Annotated in this window: 14 protein-coding genes; 8 read left to right on the forward strand and 6 right to left on the reverse strand. The window is 69.9% G+C overall.

Annotated elements, in window-relative coordinates; translation table 11 throughout:
* Positions 1-201 (reverse strand): heavy-metal-associated domain-containing protein (locus B9S61_RS11025; protein WP_103542092.1); only part of this gene is annotated, 201 nt, incomplete at its 3' end.
* A 383-nt stretch (positions 202-584) separates the two neighbouring features.
* On the reverse strand, positions 585-785 hold the full coding sequence (locus tag B9S61_RS11030; RefSeq protein ID WP_103542093.1) for an AlpA family transcriptional regulator: 201 nt from the start codon (positions 783-785) through the stop codon (positions 585-587).
* A gap of 822 nt (positions 786-1,607) precedes the next feature.
* Here B9S61_RS11030 and mmsA point away from each other — a divergent pair.
* Positions 1,608-3,110, forward strand: a complete 1,503-nt coding sequence (mmsA, locus tag B9S61_RS11035; protein WP_103542094.1) for a CoA-acylating methylmalonate-semialdehyde dehydrogenase — start codon at positions 1,608-1,610, stop codon at positions 3,108-3,110.
* A gap of 26 nt (positions 3,111-3,136) precedes the next feature.
* Here mmsA and B9S61_RS11040 read toward each other — a convergent pair whose 3' ends face one another.
* The 3 genes from B9S61_RS11040 to B9S61_RS11050 are packed head-to-tail and all read right to left on the reverse strand — an operon-like array spanning position 3,137 to position 3,803.
* On the reverse strand, positions 3,137-3,367 hold the full coding sequence (locus B9S61_RS11040; protein WP_146064788.1) for a hypothetical protein: 231 nt from the start codon (positions 3,365-3,367) through the stop codon (positions 3,137-3,139).
* Positions 3,368-3,384: 17 nt separating this feature from the next.
* Positions 3,385-3,570, reverse strand: coding sequence for a hypothetical protein (locus B9S61_RS11045; protein ID WP_103542096.1), 186 nt, complete (start codon positions 3,568-3,570; stop codon positions 3,385-3,387).
* Positions 3,567-3,803 (reverse strand): hypothetical protein, encoded by a 237-nt coding sequence (locus B9S61_RS11050; RefSeq protein ID WP_258039618.1) that lies wholly within the window; start codon positions 3,801-3,803, stop codon positions 3,567-3,569. The genes B9S61_RS11045 and B9S61_RS11050 overlap by 4 nt, the downstream gene beginning before the upstream one ends.
* A 130-nt stretch (positions 3,804-3,933) precedes the next feature.
* On the opposite strand from B9S61_RS11050, the gene B9S61_RS11055 reads away from it, so the two are divergent.
* From B9S61_RS11055 to B9S61_RS11065, 3 genes are all read left to right on the forward strand, one after another.
* The gene (locus B9S61_RS11055) at positions 3,934-4,764 is read left to right on the forward strand and encodes a helix-turn-helix transcriptional regulator (RefSeq protein ID WP_103542097.1); all 831 of its coding nucleotides are present in this window, start codon (positions 3,934-3,936) and stop codon (positions 4,762-4,764) included.
* Positions 4,761-4,976, forward strand: coding sequence for a DUF397 domain-containing protein (locus B9S61_RS11060; protein WP_103542098.1), 216 nt, complete (start codon positions 4,761-4,763; stop codon positions 4,974-4,976). Before B9S61_RS11055 ends, B9S61_RS11060 begins: the two co-directional genes overlap by 4 nt.
* Before the next feature lie 390 nt (positions 4,977-5,366).
* Positions 5,367-5,666 carry an NIPSNAP family protein gene (locus tag B9S61_RS11065; protein WP_103542099.1) on the forward strand — a complete coding sequence of 100 codons (300 nt, stop codon included), beginning with the start codon at positions 5,367-5,369 and terminating at the stop codon, positions 5,664-5,666.
* Here B9S61_RS11065 and B9S61_RS11070 read toward each other — a convergent pair whose 3' ends face one another.
* The gene (locus tag B9S61_RS11070) at positions 5,667-9,206 is read right to left on the reverse strand and encodes an AAA family ATPase (protein ID WP_103542100.1); all 3,540 of its coding nucleotides are present in this window, start codon (positions 9,204-9,206) and stop codon (positions 5,667-5,669) included.
* Between the two features lie 559 nt (positions 9,207-9,765).
* Between B9S61_RS11070 and cas3 the strand changes: the two genes are divergently transcribed.
* The 4 genes from cas3 to B9S61_RS11090 form a co-directional block, all read left to right on the forward strand.
* A complete protein-coding gene (gene cas3 / locus B9S61_RS11075) occupies positions 9,766-12,621 on the forward strand; it encodes a CRISPR-associated helicase Cas3' (protein ID WP_258039619.1) in 2,856 nt (951 codons plus the stop codon).
* Between the two features lie 393 nt (positions 12,622-13,014).
* The gene (locus tag B9S61_RS11080; protein ID WP_103542101.1) at positions 13,015-15,672 is read left to right on the forward strand and encodes an alpha/beta fold hydrolase; all 2,658 of its coding nucleotides are present in this window, start codon (positions 13,015-13,017) and stop codon (positions 15,670-15,672) included.
* The gene (locus B9S61_RS11085) at positions 15,669-16,577 is read left to right on the forward strand and encodes an ABC transporter permease (RefSeq protein ID WP_258039620.1); all 909 of its coding nucleotides are present in this window, start codon (positions 15,669-15,671) and stop codon (positions 16,575-16,577) included. Before B9S61_RS11080 ends, B9S61_RS11085 begins: the two co-directional genes overlap by 4 nt.
* A gap of 165 nt (positions 16,578-16,742) precedes the next feature.
* Positions 16,743-17,539: chaplin (locus tag B9S61_RS11090; RefSeq protein WP_181007328.1), on the forward strand; the 797-nt coding region annotated here is incomplete at its 3' end.

A 17,539-nucleotide genomic window follows, 5' to 3' on the forward strand; every position in this document is an offset into this window, starting at 1 on the left:
GGCCGCCCGCACGGCCGCCTCCTCGAGCGGGGCCGCGGAGACCACGGTCACCTCGCCGGAGGAGGCCACGGCCGCCACCGAGCTGACGCCGGGAAGCGCGGAGATCTCACCGGAGACGGCGCCTTCGCAGTGCCCGCAGCTCATCCCGCTCACCTTGTAGACGGTGGTGACGGAACCCTGGGTGTCGGTCTGGGAGGTCATGTCGTTGCTCCTCGTCGGGGTCTGGGGGGTGAGGCTGACAGGAGGGGCCCCAGAGGGCCACTACATCCAGACTATACCCCTAGGGGGTATGAATTCACGACGGTGGGGCCGAGACGCGGACCCGGGCGTCGCGGCCTCACTCGTGACCGTACGCCCCGCCCGGCGACCTCGCCGACGAGTTCCCCGGTCGCCCCCGTCGCCCCGTCGCCCCGTCACCCGGTCGGTCACGGCGAGGTCGGGCCGGTCGGTCGGCGCGGACCGCGAGCCGTACCAGGCGCGCAGGTCCTCCCGGGTGAGCGGGTTTGACGGCGAAGCTCATGCACAGCGCTGTGCCCCACCCGACCAGGTGGGGCACAGCTGTCTTTCCGGTGGTCAGGCGGAGGTCAGTCGCCCCTCCGCCCCCGGTTGCCCGGCCGGGCGGCGACCCAGGCGCGGACGGTGTCGGCGTACCAGTAGGGCTTGCCGCCCTCCACGTGGTCGGGCGGAGGCAGCAGTCCGTGCTTGCGGTACGAACGTACGGTGTCCGGCTGCACCTTGATGTGTGCCGCGATGTCCCTGTAGGACCACAGCCGTCGGTCGGTCATGGGTTGCACCTCCCCGCGCGCACCGCGGAGGCGGCCGGGGACGGCCGTCAGGGGGAGCCGGGCGACGCGCTGGTGATCAGGCATGCGTTGTGCCCGGTGAACGAGGCCGGCCGCCGTCAGGGCAGGGGCTGTGTGCCGGGTGTGACGGAAGCCCCGTGCGGACGTGACACTCGTGACAGTGCGGGCGTATTTGTGACAGAAGTGACGCACGGGCGCACTACGGCTCACCGGCGGGGCGCGTTGACTCGGACGCCGTCGGCCGGCCTCACGCGGAGCGGGACTCCGCCGGCCGGGGTACGGTCACGTTATCGTCCGAATGTCTGGACAAAGTATTGACAGGGCCCCGCGCCCCGGCTAGAAACCGGGGAGAGCCGTAGTGACGGCAGAGCCGACCAGCCGTAGGAGGGACCGCGATGGCACACGACCTGACCACGGGGTCCCGTCGTCGGCACCCCACTGAACGCCTCCGGCGCGGAAGACCGCCTCGCTTTGGCAGGAGCGAGGTGCGAGCGACGACTCCCCGCCCGCCACGGCCCCGCGCCGGAGGTTCCCCCGGACTCCCATCTGTCCACTCCGGGACCCGAACGGCCGACACTGTGTCGGGCCCGCCCGGACCCCCGGAACTGGTGGGATGAAGACAGGCCCCGGGGCCGCGGCACACCCGCCGCGACCGGAGCGCACGAGCAGCGGAAACCCGCACGAGCGGCGGGAACCGCACGACCCGCACAAGCCCCACAAGCCCTACAAGCTGCACGAACGGCACGAACGGCACGAACGGCACGTCTCCACCCGACGCCGCCACTTGCGAAGGAGTTCTCGGTCATGACGAAGATCGTCAACCACTGGATCGGCGGCAAGACCGCCGAAGGCGCCTCGGGGAACCACGGCCCGGTGACCGACCCGGCGACCGGCGAGGTCACCACCAAGGTCGCGTACGCCTCCGTGGAGGAGGTCGACGCCGCGGTCGCCGCCGCCAAGGAGGCGTACCTGAGCTGGGGCCAGTCCTCGCTGGCCACCCGCACCTCGGTGCTGTTCAGGTTCCGCGCGCTGCTCGACGCCCACCGCGACGAGATCGCCGAACTGATCACCGCCGAGCACGGCAAGGTGCACTCCGACGCCCTCGGCGAGGTCGCGCGCGGCCTGGAGATCGTCGACCTGGCCTGCGGGATCAGCGTCCAGCTCAAGGGCGAGCTGTCCACCCAGGTCGCCACCCGCGTCGACGTGGCGTCGATCCGCCAGCCGCTGGGCGTCGTCGCCGGCATCACCCCGTTCAACTTCCCGGCGATGGTGCCGCTGTGGATGTTCCCGCTCGCCATCGCCTGCGGCAACACGTTCGTACTGAAGCCGTCCGAGAAGGACCCGTCCGCCTCCGTCCGGCTCGCCGAACTCCTCTCCGAGGCCGGACTCCCCGACGGCGTCTTCAACGTCGTCCACGGCGACAAGGTGGCCGTCGACCGCCTCCTCGACCACTCCGACGTCAAGGCCGTCTCCTTCGTCGGCTCCACCCCCATCGCCCGCTACATCCACACCACCGCCTCCGCGAACGGCAAGCGCGTCCAGGCCCTCGGCGGCGCCAAGAACCACATGCTGGTGCTGCCCGACGCCGACCTCGACGCGGCGGCCGACGCGGTCGTCTCCGCGGCCTACGGCTCGGCCGGCGAACGCTGCATGGCGATCTCCGCGGTCGTCGCCGTCGGCGCGATCGGCGACACCCTGGTGGAGAAGATCCGCGAGCGCGCCGAGAAGATCAAGATCGGCCCCGGCAGCGACCCCACCTCCGAGATGGGCCCGCTGATCACCGCGACCCACCGCGACAAGGTCGCCTCCTACGTCACCGGCGCGGCGGCCGAGGGCGCCGAAGTGGTCCTCGACGGCACCGGCTACACGGTCGACGGCCACGAGAACGGCCACTGGATCGGCATCTCCCTCCTCGACAGGGTGCCGACGTCCGCCGCGGCCTACCGGGACGAGATCTTCGGCCCCGTCCTGTGCGTCCTGCGCGCCGAGACCTACGAGGAGGCCCTCGACCTCATCAACGCCTCCCCGTACGGCAACGGCACCGCGATCTTCACCCGCGACGGAGGCGCCGCCCGCCGCTTCCAGATGGAGGTCGAGGCCGGCATGGTCGGCGTGAACGTCCCGATCCCGGTCCCCGTCGGCTACCACTCCTTCGGCGGCTGGAAGGACTCCCTCTTCGGCGACCACCACATCTACGGCAACGACGGCACGCACTTCTACACCCGCGGCAAGGTCGTCACCACCCGCTGGCCCGACCCGGCCGACGCCCCCACCGGCGTCGACCTGGGCTTCCCCCGCAACCACTGACCCCCGCCTCCGGGCCGGGCCCGTCCTCACCCACGGTCCCGGCGCACCACCCGCAGCCGCTCCGGCGGCACGGTCCACTCCCGCCCTCCGCCCACGGGACGCACGAACGCGGTCGGACACGGCCGCTGATCCCCTCGCCAGGGCGGGACATACGGGGTGACGTCCTGCAACACCCCGACCTGTCCCGTGTCCAGGTCCACCACCAGCGCCCCGCACGGAATCCTCTCGGTACCGCGCGGCAGCGCAAGCCAGTCCACGTCCGACACCCGCCGGCTCACCGCAGCCCGCTCTGACGGCTGCTCCACCGGTTGATCTCCCGGAGCCGCGTGCTCAGCGCCCGCCCGGACGCCGGTGACGCCTCGTCCGAGCCCTGCTGCTCAGGACTGTCCTGCAAACAGGCCAGCACGCGCAGCAAGAGGCGCCGCTCCTCACCCGTGAGCGGCCGCGCCTCCTCACTCACGGCGTCCTCCTGGCCGCGCCCCGCAGAACGGCCGCGAGCTTACGGGCGGTTGCCAGGTTGCAGCGCCCGAGGTCGATGAGCGGCTCCGGGTGACACACCGCGACCATGGGAACGTCCAGCGCCAACGAGGGCAGTGTGACCCCGACTCCGGCCAGCGCCACCCCCAACTCCTCCCGCACGGCCTCCGCCCGCTGAATTCCGTCCATCACCGTTTCGAGTTCCTTGTCCGTCATTTACCCGCTCCGCTTGTCCGTCACGTGCTGCACTCAAAGCGTCACGCTGAGCGGGTGGCGTGACCAGCGACGACGCGTTGCCGCCCCACACGGCAGCGGAGGCGGCACGAGGGACCGAGGGGCGGGGCGGATGACCGTACGGCCGGAACAACAGAACACCAACGAGGATTCCGCACGGGGCGCGCTGGGCAGCACCCTGCGCTACCTCCGCGAAAAGGCGGGCAAGTCCCTGAGCCAGCTCGCCGACGACACCAACTACGACAAGAGCTACCTGTACCGCCTGGAAGCCGCCGAACGCATCTCGAAGCGCCCGGTCATGGAAGACCTGGACGTCTACTACGAGACCGGCGACCTGCTGGTACGGCTGTGGAAACTGGCGCGGATGGAGGTGTTCAAGGACCAGTACAAGGCGTTCATGCGGCTGGAGGCCACAGCCAACGTGATGCACATGTACGCACCCGGAATTCCTGGTCTCCTTCAAACGGAGGCGTACGCCAGGGTCGTGCTGTCACTGTGGCAGAAGCAGCAGGATGAGGAGACGCTCGAGGAGCAGGTCGTCGCGCGTATCGGACGTCAGGAGTTGCTGCACCGGAAGCCCAAGCCCGTTGTCCGCGCGATCATCGATGAAGCGGCACTGCGGCGCACCGTGGCAGATCCCAAGATCTGGGACGACCAGTTGGTCCACCTCATCTTCTCGTCAGGACAACCGTCGATCACTGTCCAGGTGCTGCCGTTCAGCGCGGGTGTACATCCTCTGACCAGGGGCTCACTCCACTTGTTGTGGCAACCCGACGGCACCTCAGTTGCCTACTCGGAGGGCAATACATCTGGCGAACTGCTTGAAGAACCCGACGACATCCTGCAGTTCCGTTTGGCCTACGATCGGATTCGAGACGTGGCGCTGACGCCACAGGACTCGGTGACGTTCATCGAGCGCATCCTGGAGGAGCTTCGATCATGAGCCGTACTGCCGATCCTGATGCCTTCAACTGGCGCAAGTCGAGCTACAGCGACGGGGGAGCGGACAACTGCGTTGAGGTCGCCGACGGCCTCCCCGACGTTGTCCCCGTCCGCGACAGCAAGGCCCCGCACGGCCCCGTCCTCCGCTTCCCCGTCGACGTGTGGACGGCCTTTCTCGGCACCTTCAGCGACTCTGGTCGCCCAACTGCCTGATCGTCCGGCTCCAATCTGCGGACACACCCCGCGTCGGCGGGGAGAGCCCTGACAGGTCGGTCGCGTCGAACTGCCCGAACGGAACACCCCCGCGTCGGCGGGGAGAACAGGGACAGGACCACATCTGCCCGGAGTGACACCGGAACACCCCCGCGTCGGCGGGGAGAACCCTTTCTGACCTGGGGCTCAAGAAGGGCTTTGCTTGTTCTTTGCCTTGGGTGTGGCTTTGGGACTGGGCTGCATCCCGTCACTCTATCGGGGGTGAACCGCCGCGATGCGTAGGTCGGGGCTGATGGACTTTCGGGCAATCCACTTTGCCGAGACGCCCCGCGACGGCCACTGATCTACCTAGGCTGTGCTCAACGGCCGAATACCAGGAGGAGGTCTGCCATGCCCAGGACCACGCAGTTGCGTACGTACACCGTCCGTGACGGCATGCTCGACGAGTGGGCCGAGCGCTGGCGGCAGGAGATCGTGCCCCTGCGGCTGAAGCTGGGCTTCACGATCGGTGGGGCGTGGGTGATGCGGGAGCGCAACCAGTTCGTGTGGCTGATCTCCTACGACGGGGCCGAGACCTTCTCGGAGCGCAATGCGATGTACTGGTCATCGCCCGAGCGCAAGGCGATGAACCTGAACCCGGACGACTACCTCGTCCACACCGACGACTGCACGGTCGAGCAGGTCTACTGATCACGGAACGTCGAGTGGCAGCATGTGGAGCCGCCGTTCCTCTTCGGTGAGCGTACGGAAGACCCGGGCGCGCGCGACCGCCTCAATCCGGTCGTACTCCGGCTCCGCCGGCCACACCCGGGCCGTCCCGTCGGCGGATCCGGTGAGTAGCCGTGTGTTGTCGCGGGACCACGCCACCGAGGTCACCTTGCCCTGGTGGACACCGACGACACCGACTTCTTCGAAGGTATCCGCGGACCACACCCGTACGGTGCGGTCGTCGGACCCGGTGGCGATGTACCTGCCGTCGGGTGACCAGGCGACGGCGCGGACCCGCCCCTCGTGTCCTTTCAGGATGTCGATTCGCCGCCCCGTGACCGCGTCCCATACGGCTGCCGTCCAGTCACCCGAGGCCGTGGCAACCCGCGTGTCGTCCGGGGACCAGGCGGCATCCTCCACATAGTTTTCGTGTCCGCGCAGGACGGTGAACTGCCGGCCGTCGCTGATGTCCCAGAGCCGACAGGTCCGGTCGTCGGAACAACTGGCAATCAGCTGCCCGCTCGGTGACCAGGAGACACGACCCACCCAGTCCTGGTGTTCCTCGAACTTCATCAGTTCGGTCCCGTCCAGCGCTGACAGCACGCGTACGGCGCCGTCGTGTCCACCGGTCGCGATCCGTCGGCCGTCCGGGGACCAGGCGCAGCCTTCGACGACCTCCCCGCGCTGCTCAAAAAGCGTGACGCCCGTGCCGTCCGCGACCCGGAAGAGCCCGTCGTTGGTGCTGAGCGCGAGCCGGTCTCCGTGGGGCGAGCAGGCCACACTCCACACCCGGTCGTCCAGGCGGAAGACGGGCCCGGCGTTATCACCTGTTTCCGCGTCCCAGGCTCGGGCCGTGCCGTCGTCGGAGCCCGTGAAGACGCGGCTGTCGTCCCCGGACCACGCCACCTCGTTCACCGGACCGTCATGCCCGTTGACGAGTGTGGATTCGGCACCACGCGGACGCAGGTCCCATACGATCCCGGTGCCGTCGGTCGAGCCGGTGGCAAGCTGAGTCCCGGTGGGAGACCAAGTCACCGCCCACACGGTGTCCGTGTGGCCGCGCAGCACCGCGAGAACCTTCGCGTCCTCGGCGTTGACGACGCGTACGGTCCGGTCGGAGGAGGCAGAGGCGAGCATCCGGCCGTCCGGCGACCAGGCGAGGTTCCACACATAGTCGGCGTGCCCGCGCAGCAGAAGCCTGAGCTCGCCCGTCCGTGCATCCCAGATGCGGGCGGTGTGGTCACCGGAGCCGGTTGCGATGCGGCGTCCGTCCGGGGACCAGGCGACGCCTTCGACGAAGTCCGTGTGCCCGGTCAGTGTCACGGTGGCCGTCCCCGTCGTCCGGCCCCACACCATCACCGTCTGGTCATGAGAGGCGGAGGCGAGAAGGCCGCTGTCCGGCGACCAGGCAACACCCCACACGTCGTCGTGGTGCCCGCGCAGTTCGTGCACGAGCCGACCGGTCATGGCCTCCCAGACCCGTACGACTCGGTCCTTGAACGTGGCGGCGATGTGCACCCCATCGGGCGACCAGGCCACCTGGCGGCCGATGTCTCCGGCCCCCGTCAGCAACCGTACTGGCTCCCCGGAGGCGGCATCCCAGACCCGTACGACGTGATCCCTCCCCGCAGTGGCCACCTGGGCCGAGTCGGGCGACCAGGCCACGGACTCGACCATCGCTCCGTCGGACGGCAGGACAAGCAGGGGTCGTCCCGAACGGGCATCGTAGATCCGGGCCGTACCGTCCCGTGAGGCCGTTGCCAGCAGCCGCCCGTCCGGCGACCAGGCGATGTCGCGGACCGTGTCGGTGTGTCCGTCGAGCCGGGTACGAGGATGGCTGGCGGCCAAGGCGGTCATCAGGCCCCGCCGTGCCGAGGGAGTTGGCGTGCACTCGCCGAGCGCGGCCAGCGACAGCAGCAGGGCGCGCTCGGGTTCGGTCTCCGCGCTGCTGAGAACCTGCCGGCCGATGCTGTCGGAGACGCGGCTCAGGAAGGCGAGGTCCCGGCGCTGTGAAGCCTCTACGAGTGCCTGGGCGGGTGCTGAGGCCTGCCCGGCCTCTTCCAGGGCTTCGAGCCAGCGCTGCGCCACCGTGAGCCGTTCGCCGGTGAGGAGATAGTCGGCGCTGCGCCCGGACCGCTCCCAGTCCTCGGCCCACCGCTCCAGTTCCGCGCGCTCCCGCAGCCGCTCGGCCCGCGCCTCGACCTCCTGCCGCAGTGGCGCCCACTGCCTGAACAGGGCCTCATGCGTCACCTGCGCGTACGCCAACCGGCCGGTGGTCGGGTCCCCGCGTACATCGGACCGCAGCAGCCGGGCATCGATGAAGGCGTCCACCACCTGCCGCTCCCGATCGGTGAGGTCCGCCAGCGGCACATGACGGCGGGCGACCTCCTGCCCCTCCACGGTGACGAACTTCAGCAGTACGCGAAGGGCAAACTCGATGGTGTCGCCCGTACCGAGACCGGCCACGGTGTTGTCGGCTTGCCGGGCAAGAGTTCCCGGAACACCGCCGAGCCGCTGGTACAGCTCCTCGGTGACCGTGCCGCCGGGACCGGACGCGAAATACAGCTCCTGGAGGAGGTAGGCAAGCAGAGGGAGGGAGTCGTCGGTGCCCGTCTCGTTCACGATGGTCTCTACCAGGCCGGGTGCGAAGGTGAGGCCGACCAGAGCACCGGGTGCCTCCACCACCTCGGCGAGCTGCGCCCGGCCCAGAGTGCCGATCGCGATGGGGTGTTGGAAGAGCTCGGCGTGACCGGTGCCGAGGAGGCTTCCCAGGAGGTCCACGCGAAGCGTGGCCAGGACGCGAACCGACGAGTCCTGCTCCAGACAGCAACGCAGGCAATCGAGGAAGTAGGCGCGTTCCCGCTCGCCCCCGAGAGTGACGAGTTCCTCGAACTGGTCGACGACGAGGAGTGTCCGCCGGAATCGCCCTCCGCGCAGCCGGGCCAGCTCGGCTGCTAGAGCGTCGGGTCCCTGGCGCAGTCGACGCAGTACGGAACCGGCCGCTTCCCTCTCTCCGGAAGCGGTAGCAAGCGATGCGGCGAGTGCACCGAGAGGATTTGGGCCGGGTGAGAAGGGAGGGATGACGGTCCATCGCCGCTCTCGTAGTCGGGGCAGTACCCCGGCCCGCACGAGTGAGGACTTCCCACTGCCGGACGCCCCGGCCAGCAGCAACATGCGGTCGGCGGGTCGTGAGCCGACGGCGTGCAGCTTGCGTGTCAACTCGGCGGCCTGCGCCTCCCGGCCGAAGTAGACGGCCGCCTCGTCCTCGTCGAAGGCGTCCAGACCCGGATACGGGACCCTGTCATGCGGCCAGTCGGCTTGCGGCGGCGTGGGATTCTCCAGCCGGTACACCACGACTTGCCCGACCACCATGGCCACCACCAGCAGCCCAATCGCCGGGACCGAAAACTGCTGGATGACCTCGAGCGCCCACGGCGCATCGTCCGTACTGGTGGCGTAGTTGGTCGTAATCCCGAGTAAGCAGGCAATCAGCGCCAGTGAGACCTGGAGCACCACCTGCATCCGATGCCTCATCCGGTACCACTCACAATCGCACCACTGCCCGCCAACACGCTCTGTCCCCGATCCGCCGGCCTGGACAACCGGTGCCGCTGCTCCTTGACCCTCACCACGGACGGGAGGACCACACCCATCTTCCGGGGCGCCGGGTATGCGATCAATGGGGCAGATGGGTTCCGGCCACAGCAGTTCGTACAGCGGGCATTTGGCGCCATCAGCCCATCGGCGGGGGAGGGCGGCAGGCACATGACCGCCGTAGAACACCCCCACGTCGGCGGGGAGGACTCGGCCATGAGACCGGCGCGCGGGTCGTCCAGCGGAACACCCCCGCGTCGGCGGGGAAGACCCGGGGATGACGCGGATCGTCACCTCGACCGGCGGTACACCCCCGCGTCGGCGGGGAGGACCCTGGGGGTCAAGAAGGGCTCTGCTTGGACTTTGCCGTGGGTGAAGCTCCAGGGGTGGGGCGCATGTCGCCACTCTATCGGGGCTGAATCGCTGCGATGTGTAGCTCGAGGGTGATGGACTTTCGGTCTCAGTGGCGGGGTGGGGACCCGGCCGGGTGGGGGTGAAGGTGATGCGGAAGCGGGAAGATCCCGATGAGACGGTGTGGGGGAAGTCGCGAGGCCTGGATCCGGGGTTGCCGCCGTATCCGTTGATTCGGCACCTGCTGGACGCTGTCGCGATGGCCATGCATCTCTGGGATGTCTATCTGTCCGAGAACCAGCGTGTCCGGATCGCCGACGGGATGGGGCTGGCCGGCGAATTGAGGCGGGCGAGGACGGTTGTCGGGCTGTGTGCCGGTCTGCATGACATCGGGAAGCTGTCAGGGTTCCAGTTCTGTTCCTCGCACGGGAGCCGGTACCTCAGTGCGGAACTGGGCGGCGACCGCCAGCGGATGAACGCGGGGCGCTTCGGGCACGATGTCGCCGGACTGCAGAGCGCGATGGAAGCGCTGGCGGAGCTGGGCTTCGCCGATGGCGGGGAGTTGCGGGTCGCTGAGCGGCTCGCCGAGGTCATCGGTGGTCATCACGGACGTTTCCACCGTGCTGAGGACGGTATCGCCCCGGCGTTTCTCGGTGGGGAGGCCTGGGCACGGCAGCGGGTCGCGCATGCAGCCGTGGTGCATGAGTTGCTGGGGGAGCCTGAGGCTCCGGGGGTGTTCAAGGCGTCGGCTGCGGTGTTGGTGACGGGGGTCGTCATTCTCGCCGACTGGCTGGTCAGCCAGGAGGAGTACCTGCGGGAACGGCAGCGGCGGCTTGAACCCGTGTTGGTGGATCACTTCGCTCGTGCCCAGCAGGACGCTCCACGTCTGCTGGTCGAAGCCGGGCTGGCACGGGTGGAGCTGCAACGCAAGGGGTTCGCGGAGGCGTACGGCATTCGGGGTGAGCCGAATCCGTTGCAGCGGGCCGTGGTGGATGAGCTGAGGCAGGCAGTGGGCCAGGGGCGCCATGGCGGCATCCTTCTCGTCACTGCGGCTCCGGGGGACGGGAAGAGCGAGGCGGCTCTGGAAGCGGAGCGAATTCTGTCCGACGCCTTCGGGACGCAGGGGTACGCCTTTCTGCTGCCGACCATGGCCACCAGCGACCAGATGCACGGGCGGGTCGCGAAGGCGTTGTCACGTCAGTCCGGTGAGGACGCCGGGCTGACGCTGGTCCACAGCATGGCCTGGCTGAACAGCGCTTACGCTGATGAGGGCTTGTCCACGCAGAATGTGCTGACCTGCGATGGTGACGAGGCCGGGGAGGGGCGCCGGCGGGCCGATGCCGACATGCGGCCGCAGCGGTGGCTGCGTGGGCCCAAGCGGCCGCTGCTCGCGCAGTTCGCGGTCGGCACGATCGACCAGGCCATGATGGCTGTGCTGCCGGTACGGCACAACGCGCTGCGGTTGCTGGCCCTGTCGGGGAAGACGTTCATCGTCGACGAGGCCCACGCTTATGACCCCTACATGCAAGTGCTGTTGGGCCGGCTGCTGAACTGGCTCGGGGCGTACGGCGTGCCGGTCGTCCTCTTGTCGGCGACGTTGCCGGCGTCGGTCGGGGACCGACTGATCAAGGAGTACTTGAAGGGTGCCGGCCACAAGACCGGCGTCCTGAAGGGGCGAACGTTTCGGGTGCCCTACCCCGGGTGGCTGTATGTGGATGGAGAGAGCGGCCAGGAGAACCAGATCTCGGATGTCCGGCGGCAGGAGCAGGCGCGTGCACGCAGCATGGAACTCGGTGTCGTGGTGGAGCCGGTGGTTCACGGTGCGGACGGTGATGACCGGGTGGCCAGGCTGGCAGTGATCGAGAGGCTTCTGGAGCCGGTGGGTGGGGGCGAGGGCGGTACCGCTCTGGTGGTGTGCAACACCGCGGGAGACGCACAGGATACGTACGTGCGGCTCCTCGAGCGGTTCGACGGTCGCTCCCATGAGCAGGGTGGAAGCGTGCAGTTGCTGCACGCCCGCTTTCCCGGTGACGTGCGGGAAGCCCGTACGCGGGAGGTCACCGAAGGGCTGGGCCGCGAAGGCCCGCGTCCGTTGCGTCGGATCGTCGTCGCCACACAGGTCGTCGAGCAGTCGCTGGACCTCGACGCCGACATCGTGATCAGTGATCTCGCCCCGCTGTCCCTGCTGTTGCAGCGGGCCGGGCGGTGCTGGCGGCATGAGAACCACTGGGTACGGCAGGGTTACCCGGGCGGACGTGGCCGCCCGGCCTGGGCGGGCGGGCCTCGTCTTGTGGTGCTCGATCCGATCGCGGGTGAGGGGAAGGCCCCGCGGCAGTGGGGCGAGGTGTATTCCGAGCATCTTCTCTCCTCCACATCCCGGACCCTCGCCGAAATCGAGGACGGGATCATCTCCATTCCCGGCGACATACAAGGCCTGGTCGAAGCCGTCCACGGAGATGGCGGGGACTTCGACTGGAACAACCCGGGCGGCAGCGAGGCGAAGGCGTGGACGGAGCACAAGGGCAAGGAGATGGCGGAACGCAGTATGGCGGGCCTGCTTGCCGTCCCACGTGCGCGGAGCGTTTCCGCATTGCATGACCTGCACAATCTGCCCGGTGAAGAGGACGAGTGGGAGGTTTCCACCCGGCTCGGCGCCGACTCGGTACGACTGCTGTGCGCCTATGCCCAGGAGGACGGCCGGCTGACGCTGGACGTGGAGGGTGAGCAGCCCTTTCCGCAGGCCGCGAAGGACGGCAAGATGTCGGTCGCGTCCGTGCGTGAGGTGATGCGCCGTACGATCCCGGTCCGCTCCGACTGGCTGAAGGACGCGGACCCCGACGGTCTCGCTCCGCCGGAGTCGTGGACGGAGCACCCGATGCTCGGAGAACTGCGGGTTCTTCGCCAGTCCGTCCGGGGCCGGAGCGTCCAAGCGGTGGATATCGGCGGCAAATCCCTTCGTCTGGACAACGACTGCGGTCTGGTTCGCCGCTGATACCAGTCGCTCCCTGCATCTGACCCGAGAATGCGCAGGTTCGGACGCAATGTCAGTGGCGGCTGTTTGAATGCCTGGACGACGCCGCAGCATGCTGCTGGGGGGCTTTGCCGTGCCGGTGCGTCGTGGGGAGTAAAAGCGATGAATGCGCAAAGCGTCCTCTAAAGCCCAGGTCAGAAAGTGTCCTCCCCGCCGACGCGGGGGTGTTCCCGTGCCGCACGGCTAGCTGCCTGGGATGATTTATCCCTTATATAGTTACGTGTGACGCTTGATTGTCTCCTCTCTGTACCGCGGACGCGGTACACAGCAGTCGTGGCGTACGCCGCTGGGAGGTCCCCCGGCTCGGTCTTCGGTCGGCATGGGGCCGACAGGTTCGACCCGTACGGTTGCCCCATGGAGATTCGACTGCCCGGAGTGCGATGGCTGCGGTCTCGGCGGCCGCGAAGGGCGGCCGCCGCGGCGGCCGCCGTCGTCGTGCTTGCCGGGGCCGGTACGTGGAGTGCGGTGGCCTCCGATGACGGTCCCGTGGCGCGCCGCGCCGATCGGGTCATGGGCATGGGGGACGGGGTGCGCATCGACACCTCGTACTTCACCGCCGGGCCCGACGGCCGCCGCCCCGCCGTCCTGCTGGGGCACGGCTTCGGCGGCAGTAAGGAGGACGTGCGGGAGCAGGCCGAGAGCCTGGCGCGTGACGGGTACGCGGTGCTGACCTGGTCCGCACGCGGCTTCGGGAGGTCGACCGGGAAGATCGGGCTGAACGACCCGGAGGGCGAGGGCGCCGACGTCTCCCGGCTGATCGACTGGCTGGCCGAACGGCCCGAGGTGCGGCTCGACAAGGCCGGTGACCCGCGGGTCGGGATGGCGGGCGGTTCGTACGGCGGTGCCATCGCGCTGCTCGGCGCCGGACACGACGACCGGGTCGACGCCATCGCCCCGGCGATCACCTACTTCGACCTCGCCGACGCGCTGTTCCCGAACGGTGTGTTCAAGAAGGTGTGGGCCGGACTCTTCATCAACACCGGTGGCGGGTGCGAGAAGTTCGAGCCGGAGCTGTGCGAGATGTACCAGCGGGTCGCCGAGTCCGGGGTGCCGGACGACGCGGCGCGGAAACTGCTGGAGGAGCACTCGCCGTCCGCCGTCGCCGACCGCATCGACGTGCCCACGCTGCTGATGCAGGGCCAGTCGGACTCCCTCTTCCCGCTCGGTCAGGCCGACGCCGCCGCGCGGGCGATCCGCGCCAACGGCGCCCCGGTCGACGTCGACTGGATCGCCGGCGGACATGACGGGGGCAATCCGGAGAAGGAGCGGCTGGAGCAGCGGGTCCGGACCTGGTTCGACCGCTATCTCAAGGGCGACGAGGGCGTCGACACCGGGCCCGCCTTCCGTGTCACCCGCACCGGAGGTGTCGACTCCACCGACGGACAGGCCGTGCTGAACGGCGCGAGCGCCGACCGCTATCCGGGGCTGGCCGGCGACGGCCGGTCCCTTCCCCTCACCGGGCGTGCGGAGCAGAGCTTCGACAACCCGGCCGGAGGCAGCCCTCCCGCCATCTCCGCCCTGCCCGGCCTCGGCGACTCCGGCGGACTCGCCCAGCTGTCCGCGCTCGGCGTCGGCATCGCGCTGGACTTCCCCGGTCAGTACGCCCGCTTCGAGTCCGCCCCCGTCACCGGCGATCTGCGCATCACCGGCTCGCCGACCGTCACCGTGAACGTCCGCTCGACCAGCGACGACGCCGTCCTGTTCGGCAAGGTGTACGACGTCGGCCCGGACGGCGCGCAGCAGGTGCTGCCGTCGCAGCTGGTCGCCCCGGTCCGGGTCGAGGGCGCCAGGGCCGGCAAGGACGTGACGCTCACGCTGCCCGCCGTCGACCACGAGGTCGAGAAGGGACACCGGTTGCGCCTGGTCCTCGCCTCCACCGACCTCGGCTACGCCTCCCCGGCCGCCCCGGCGACGTACACCGTCTCCCTGAAGAGCGACCTCACCGTGCCCACCGCGCCGGGCGTGAGCACCGCCGCCGCCCCGCTGCCCGCATGGGTGGTGTGGCTGCCGGCCGGCGGCGCGCTGTTCGCCCTGGCGCTGCTGCTGACCGGACGCCGGCGCACCGCCGCCCCGGCCCCCGACCCCGCGCTCGCCGACGTCCCGCTCCAGATCACCGGGCTGAGCAAGCGGTACGCCCGCTCCTCGGACCGGTACGCCGTGAAGGACCTGTCGTTCCGCGTGGAGAAGGGGCAGGTGCTCGGGCTGCTCGGGCCGAACGGCGCGGGCAAGACCACCACCCTGCGCATGCTGATGGGGCTGATCACGCCCGACGACGGGGAGATCCGGGTCTTCGGGCACGCCATCCGTCCCGGCGCCCCGGTGCTCTCCCGGGTCGGTGCCTTCGTCGAGGGCGCGGGCTTCCTGCCGCATCTCTCCGGGCGGGAGAACCTGGAGCTGTACTGGCGGGCCACCGGCCGCCCGCCCGGGGACGCGCACCTGGAGGAGGCCCTGGAGATCGCCGGCCTCGGGGACGCGCTCGCCCGCGCGGTGCGCACCTACTCCCAGGGCATGCGGCAGCGCCTCGCCATCGCCCAGGCCATGCTCGGCCTGCCCGACCTGCTCATCCTCGACGAGCCGACCAACGGGCTCGACCCGCCGCAGATCCGCGAGATGCGCGAGGTGATGATCCGGTACGCGGCCGCCGGGCGCACGGTGATCGTCTCCAGCCATCTGCTGGCGGAGGTCGAGCAGTCCTGCACCCACCTCGTGGTCATGGACCGCGGGCGGCTGGTCCAGACGGGCCCGGTGCAGGAGATCATCGGCTCCGGCGACACCCTGCTCGTCGGCACCGAGGAGCCCGTGGACGAGCCCGTCGCCGGAAAGATCGCCGCGCTGCCGGGCGTCGCCTCGGCCGTCCCCACCGACGAAGGGCTGCTGGTCCGGCTGGACGCCGACGGCACCGCGCCGCTGCTGATCGCCGAACTGGTCCGGCTGGAGGTGCCCGTGGCGTCCGTCGGCCCGCACCGGCGCCTCGAAGACGCCTTCCTCACCCTGATCGGAGGTTCCGCATGAGCACGCTCACCGAGCGCGAGCGGGACGAGCCCGCCGGGCCCGCCGCCCCGGCCGCCGGACCCACCGGGGTCGCCGACGGCTACCGCGCGGGACGCACCCTGCCGCTGCGGGTGGAGCTGGCCCGCCAGCTCAAGCGCCGCCGCACCTACGTCATGGGCGCGATCCTCGCCCTCCTGCCGTTCGTGCTGGTGGTCGCCTTCGCCATCGGCGGTGAGCCGGACCGTCCGGGCGGCCGGGTGAACCTGATGGACACCGCCACCGAGTCCGGCGCCAACTTCGCCGCCGTGAACCTGTTCGTGTCGGCGGGCTTCCTGCTGGTCATCCCCGTCGCGCTGTTCTGCGGGGACACGGTCGCCTCGGAGGCCGGCTGGTCCTCCCTGCGCTATCTGCTCGCCGCGCCGGTGCCCCGGATGCGGCTGCTGTGGTCCAAGCTGATCGTCGGACTGGGGCTGAGCCTGACCGCGATGGTGCTGCTGCCGGTGGTGGCGCTCGCCGTCGGTACGGCCGCCTACGGCTGGGGGCCGCTGCGGATCCCCACCGGCGGCGCGCTGGACCCGGGCACGGCGGCCCAGCGGCTCGTGATCGTCGTCGCCTATCTGTTCGTGTCGCAGCTGGTCACCGCCGGCCTCGCGTTCTGGCTGTCCACCCGCACCGACGCCCCGCTCGGCGCGGTCGGCGGGGCGGTGGGGCTGACCATCGTCGGCAATGTGCTGGACGCCGTCACCGCGCTGGGCGACTGGCGTCACTTCCTGCCCGCGCACTGGCAGTTCGCCTGGGCGGACGCCGTCCAGCCGACCCCGGAGTGGTCCGGCATGATCCAGGGCGCGGCGGTGTCCGTGACGTACGCGCTGGTGCTGTTCGCGCTGGCGTTCCGGGGGTTCGTGCGCAAGGACGTGGTGTCCTGACGGCGCCCCGCGCGTGCCCGGGCTCGGGGCACGCGCGCGGGCCAACCGGGTGAACCTGCGCAACCGATTCCGCCGAGTCGGGTTGATGAAGGAGTAGGCCATGCGGCAGCGGAGGGCCAGAACGCGTGGCCGCTCCCGATTTCTTCAAGCAGGAAGACAACCACATTGCGACAGAACCTGAGCAGGGGAGTGTTCGTGGCGGCCGCGGCCGCCACGGGCATCCTGTCCCTGTACGGAACGCCCGCCCTCGCCGACTCGTTCGCGGCGGGCGGTGCCGAGGATTCTCCCGGTGTGCTGTCCGGGAACAACGTGCAGGCACCGGTCCACGTGCCGGTGAACGCGTGCGGCAACACCGTCACCGCGGTCGGGGCGATGAACGAGGCGTACGACAACACGTGTGTCAACAGCTCCGGCGGGTCCCACGGCGGCAAGCACGGTGACGCCGCCGGCGGCGCGCAGGCGGTGGGCGGCACCGAGGGCTCGCCCGGTGTGGGCTCCGGGAACAACGTGCAGGCCCCGGTCCACGTGCCGGTGAACGCCTGCGGCAACAGCGTCAACGGTGCCGCCGCGCTCAACGGCGCGACCGACAACACCTGCGCCAACATCTCCGACGGCGGCCACGCGTCCGGGAAGTCCGCGGACCGTTCGGTGGACCCCTCGCACAAGGAGTCCACGTCCGGTGTCTCGCACAGCGAGTCCGGTGGCGCGCACGCGGTGGGCGCCGCCAAGGGCTCGCCCGGTGTGCTGTCCGGCAACGTCGTCCAGGCGCCCATCGACCTGTCGCTGAACGCGTGCGGCAACAGCGTCAACCTCGTCGCCCTGTTCAACGACGCCAGTGACAACACCTGCGTCAACGAGACGGGTCACGAGGACAAGGAGAAGGAGAAGGACAAGGAGAAGCCGGAGCCTCCCACCAAGGTGAAGACGCCTCCGACCCTGGAGGAGGAGCCGCCCGCCATGGA

Source organism: Streptomyces sp. SM1, from assembly GCF_002910825.1.
In the GTDB taxonomy this organism is placed as follows: Bacteria; Actinomycetota; Actinomycetes; order Streptomycetales; family Streptomycetaceae; genus Streptomyces; species Streptomyces okerensis.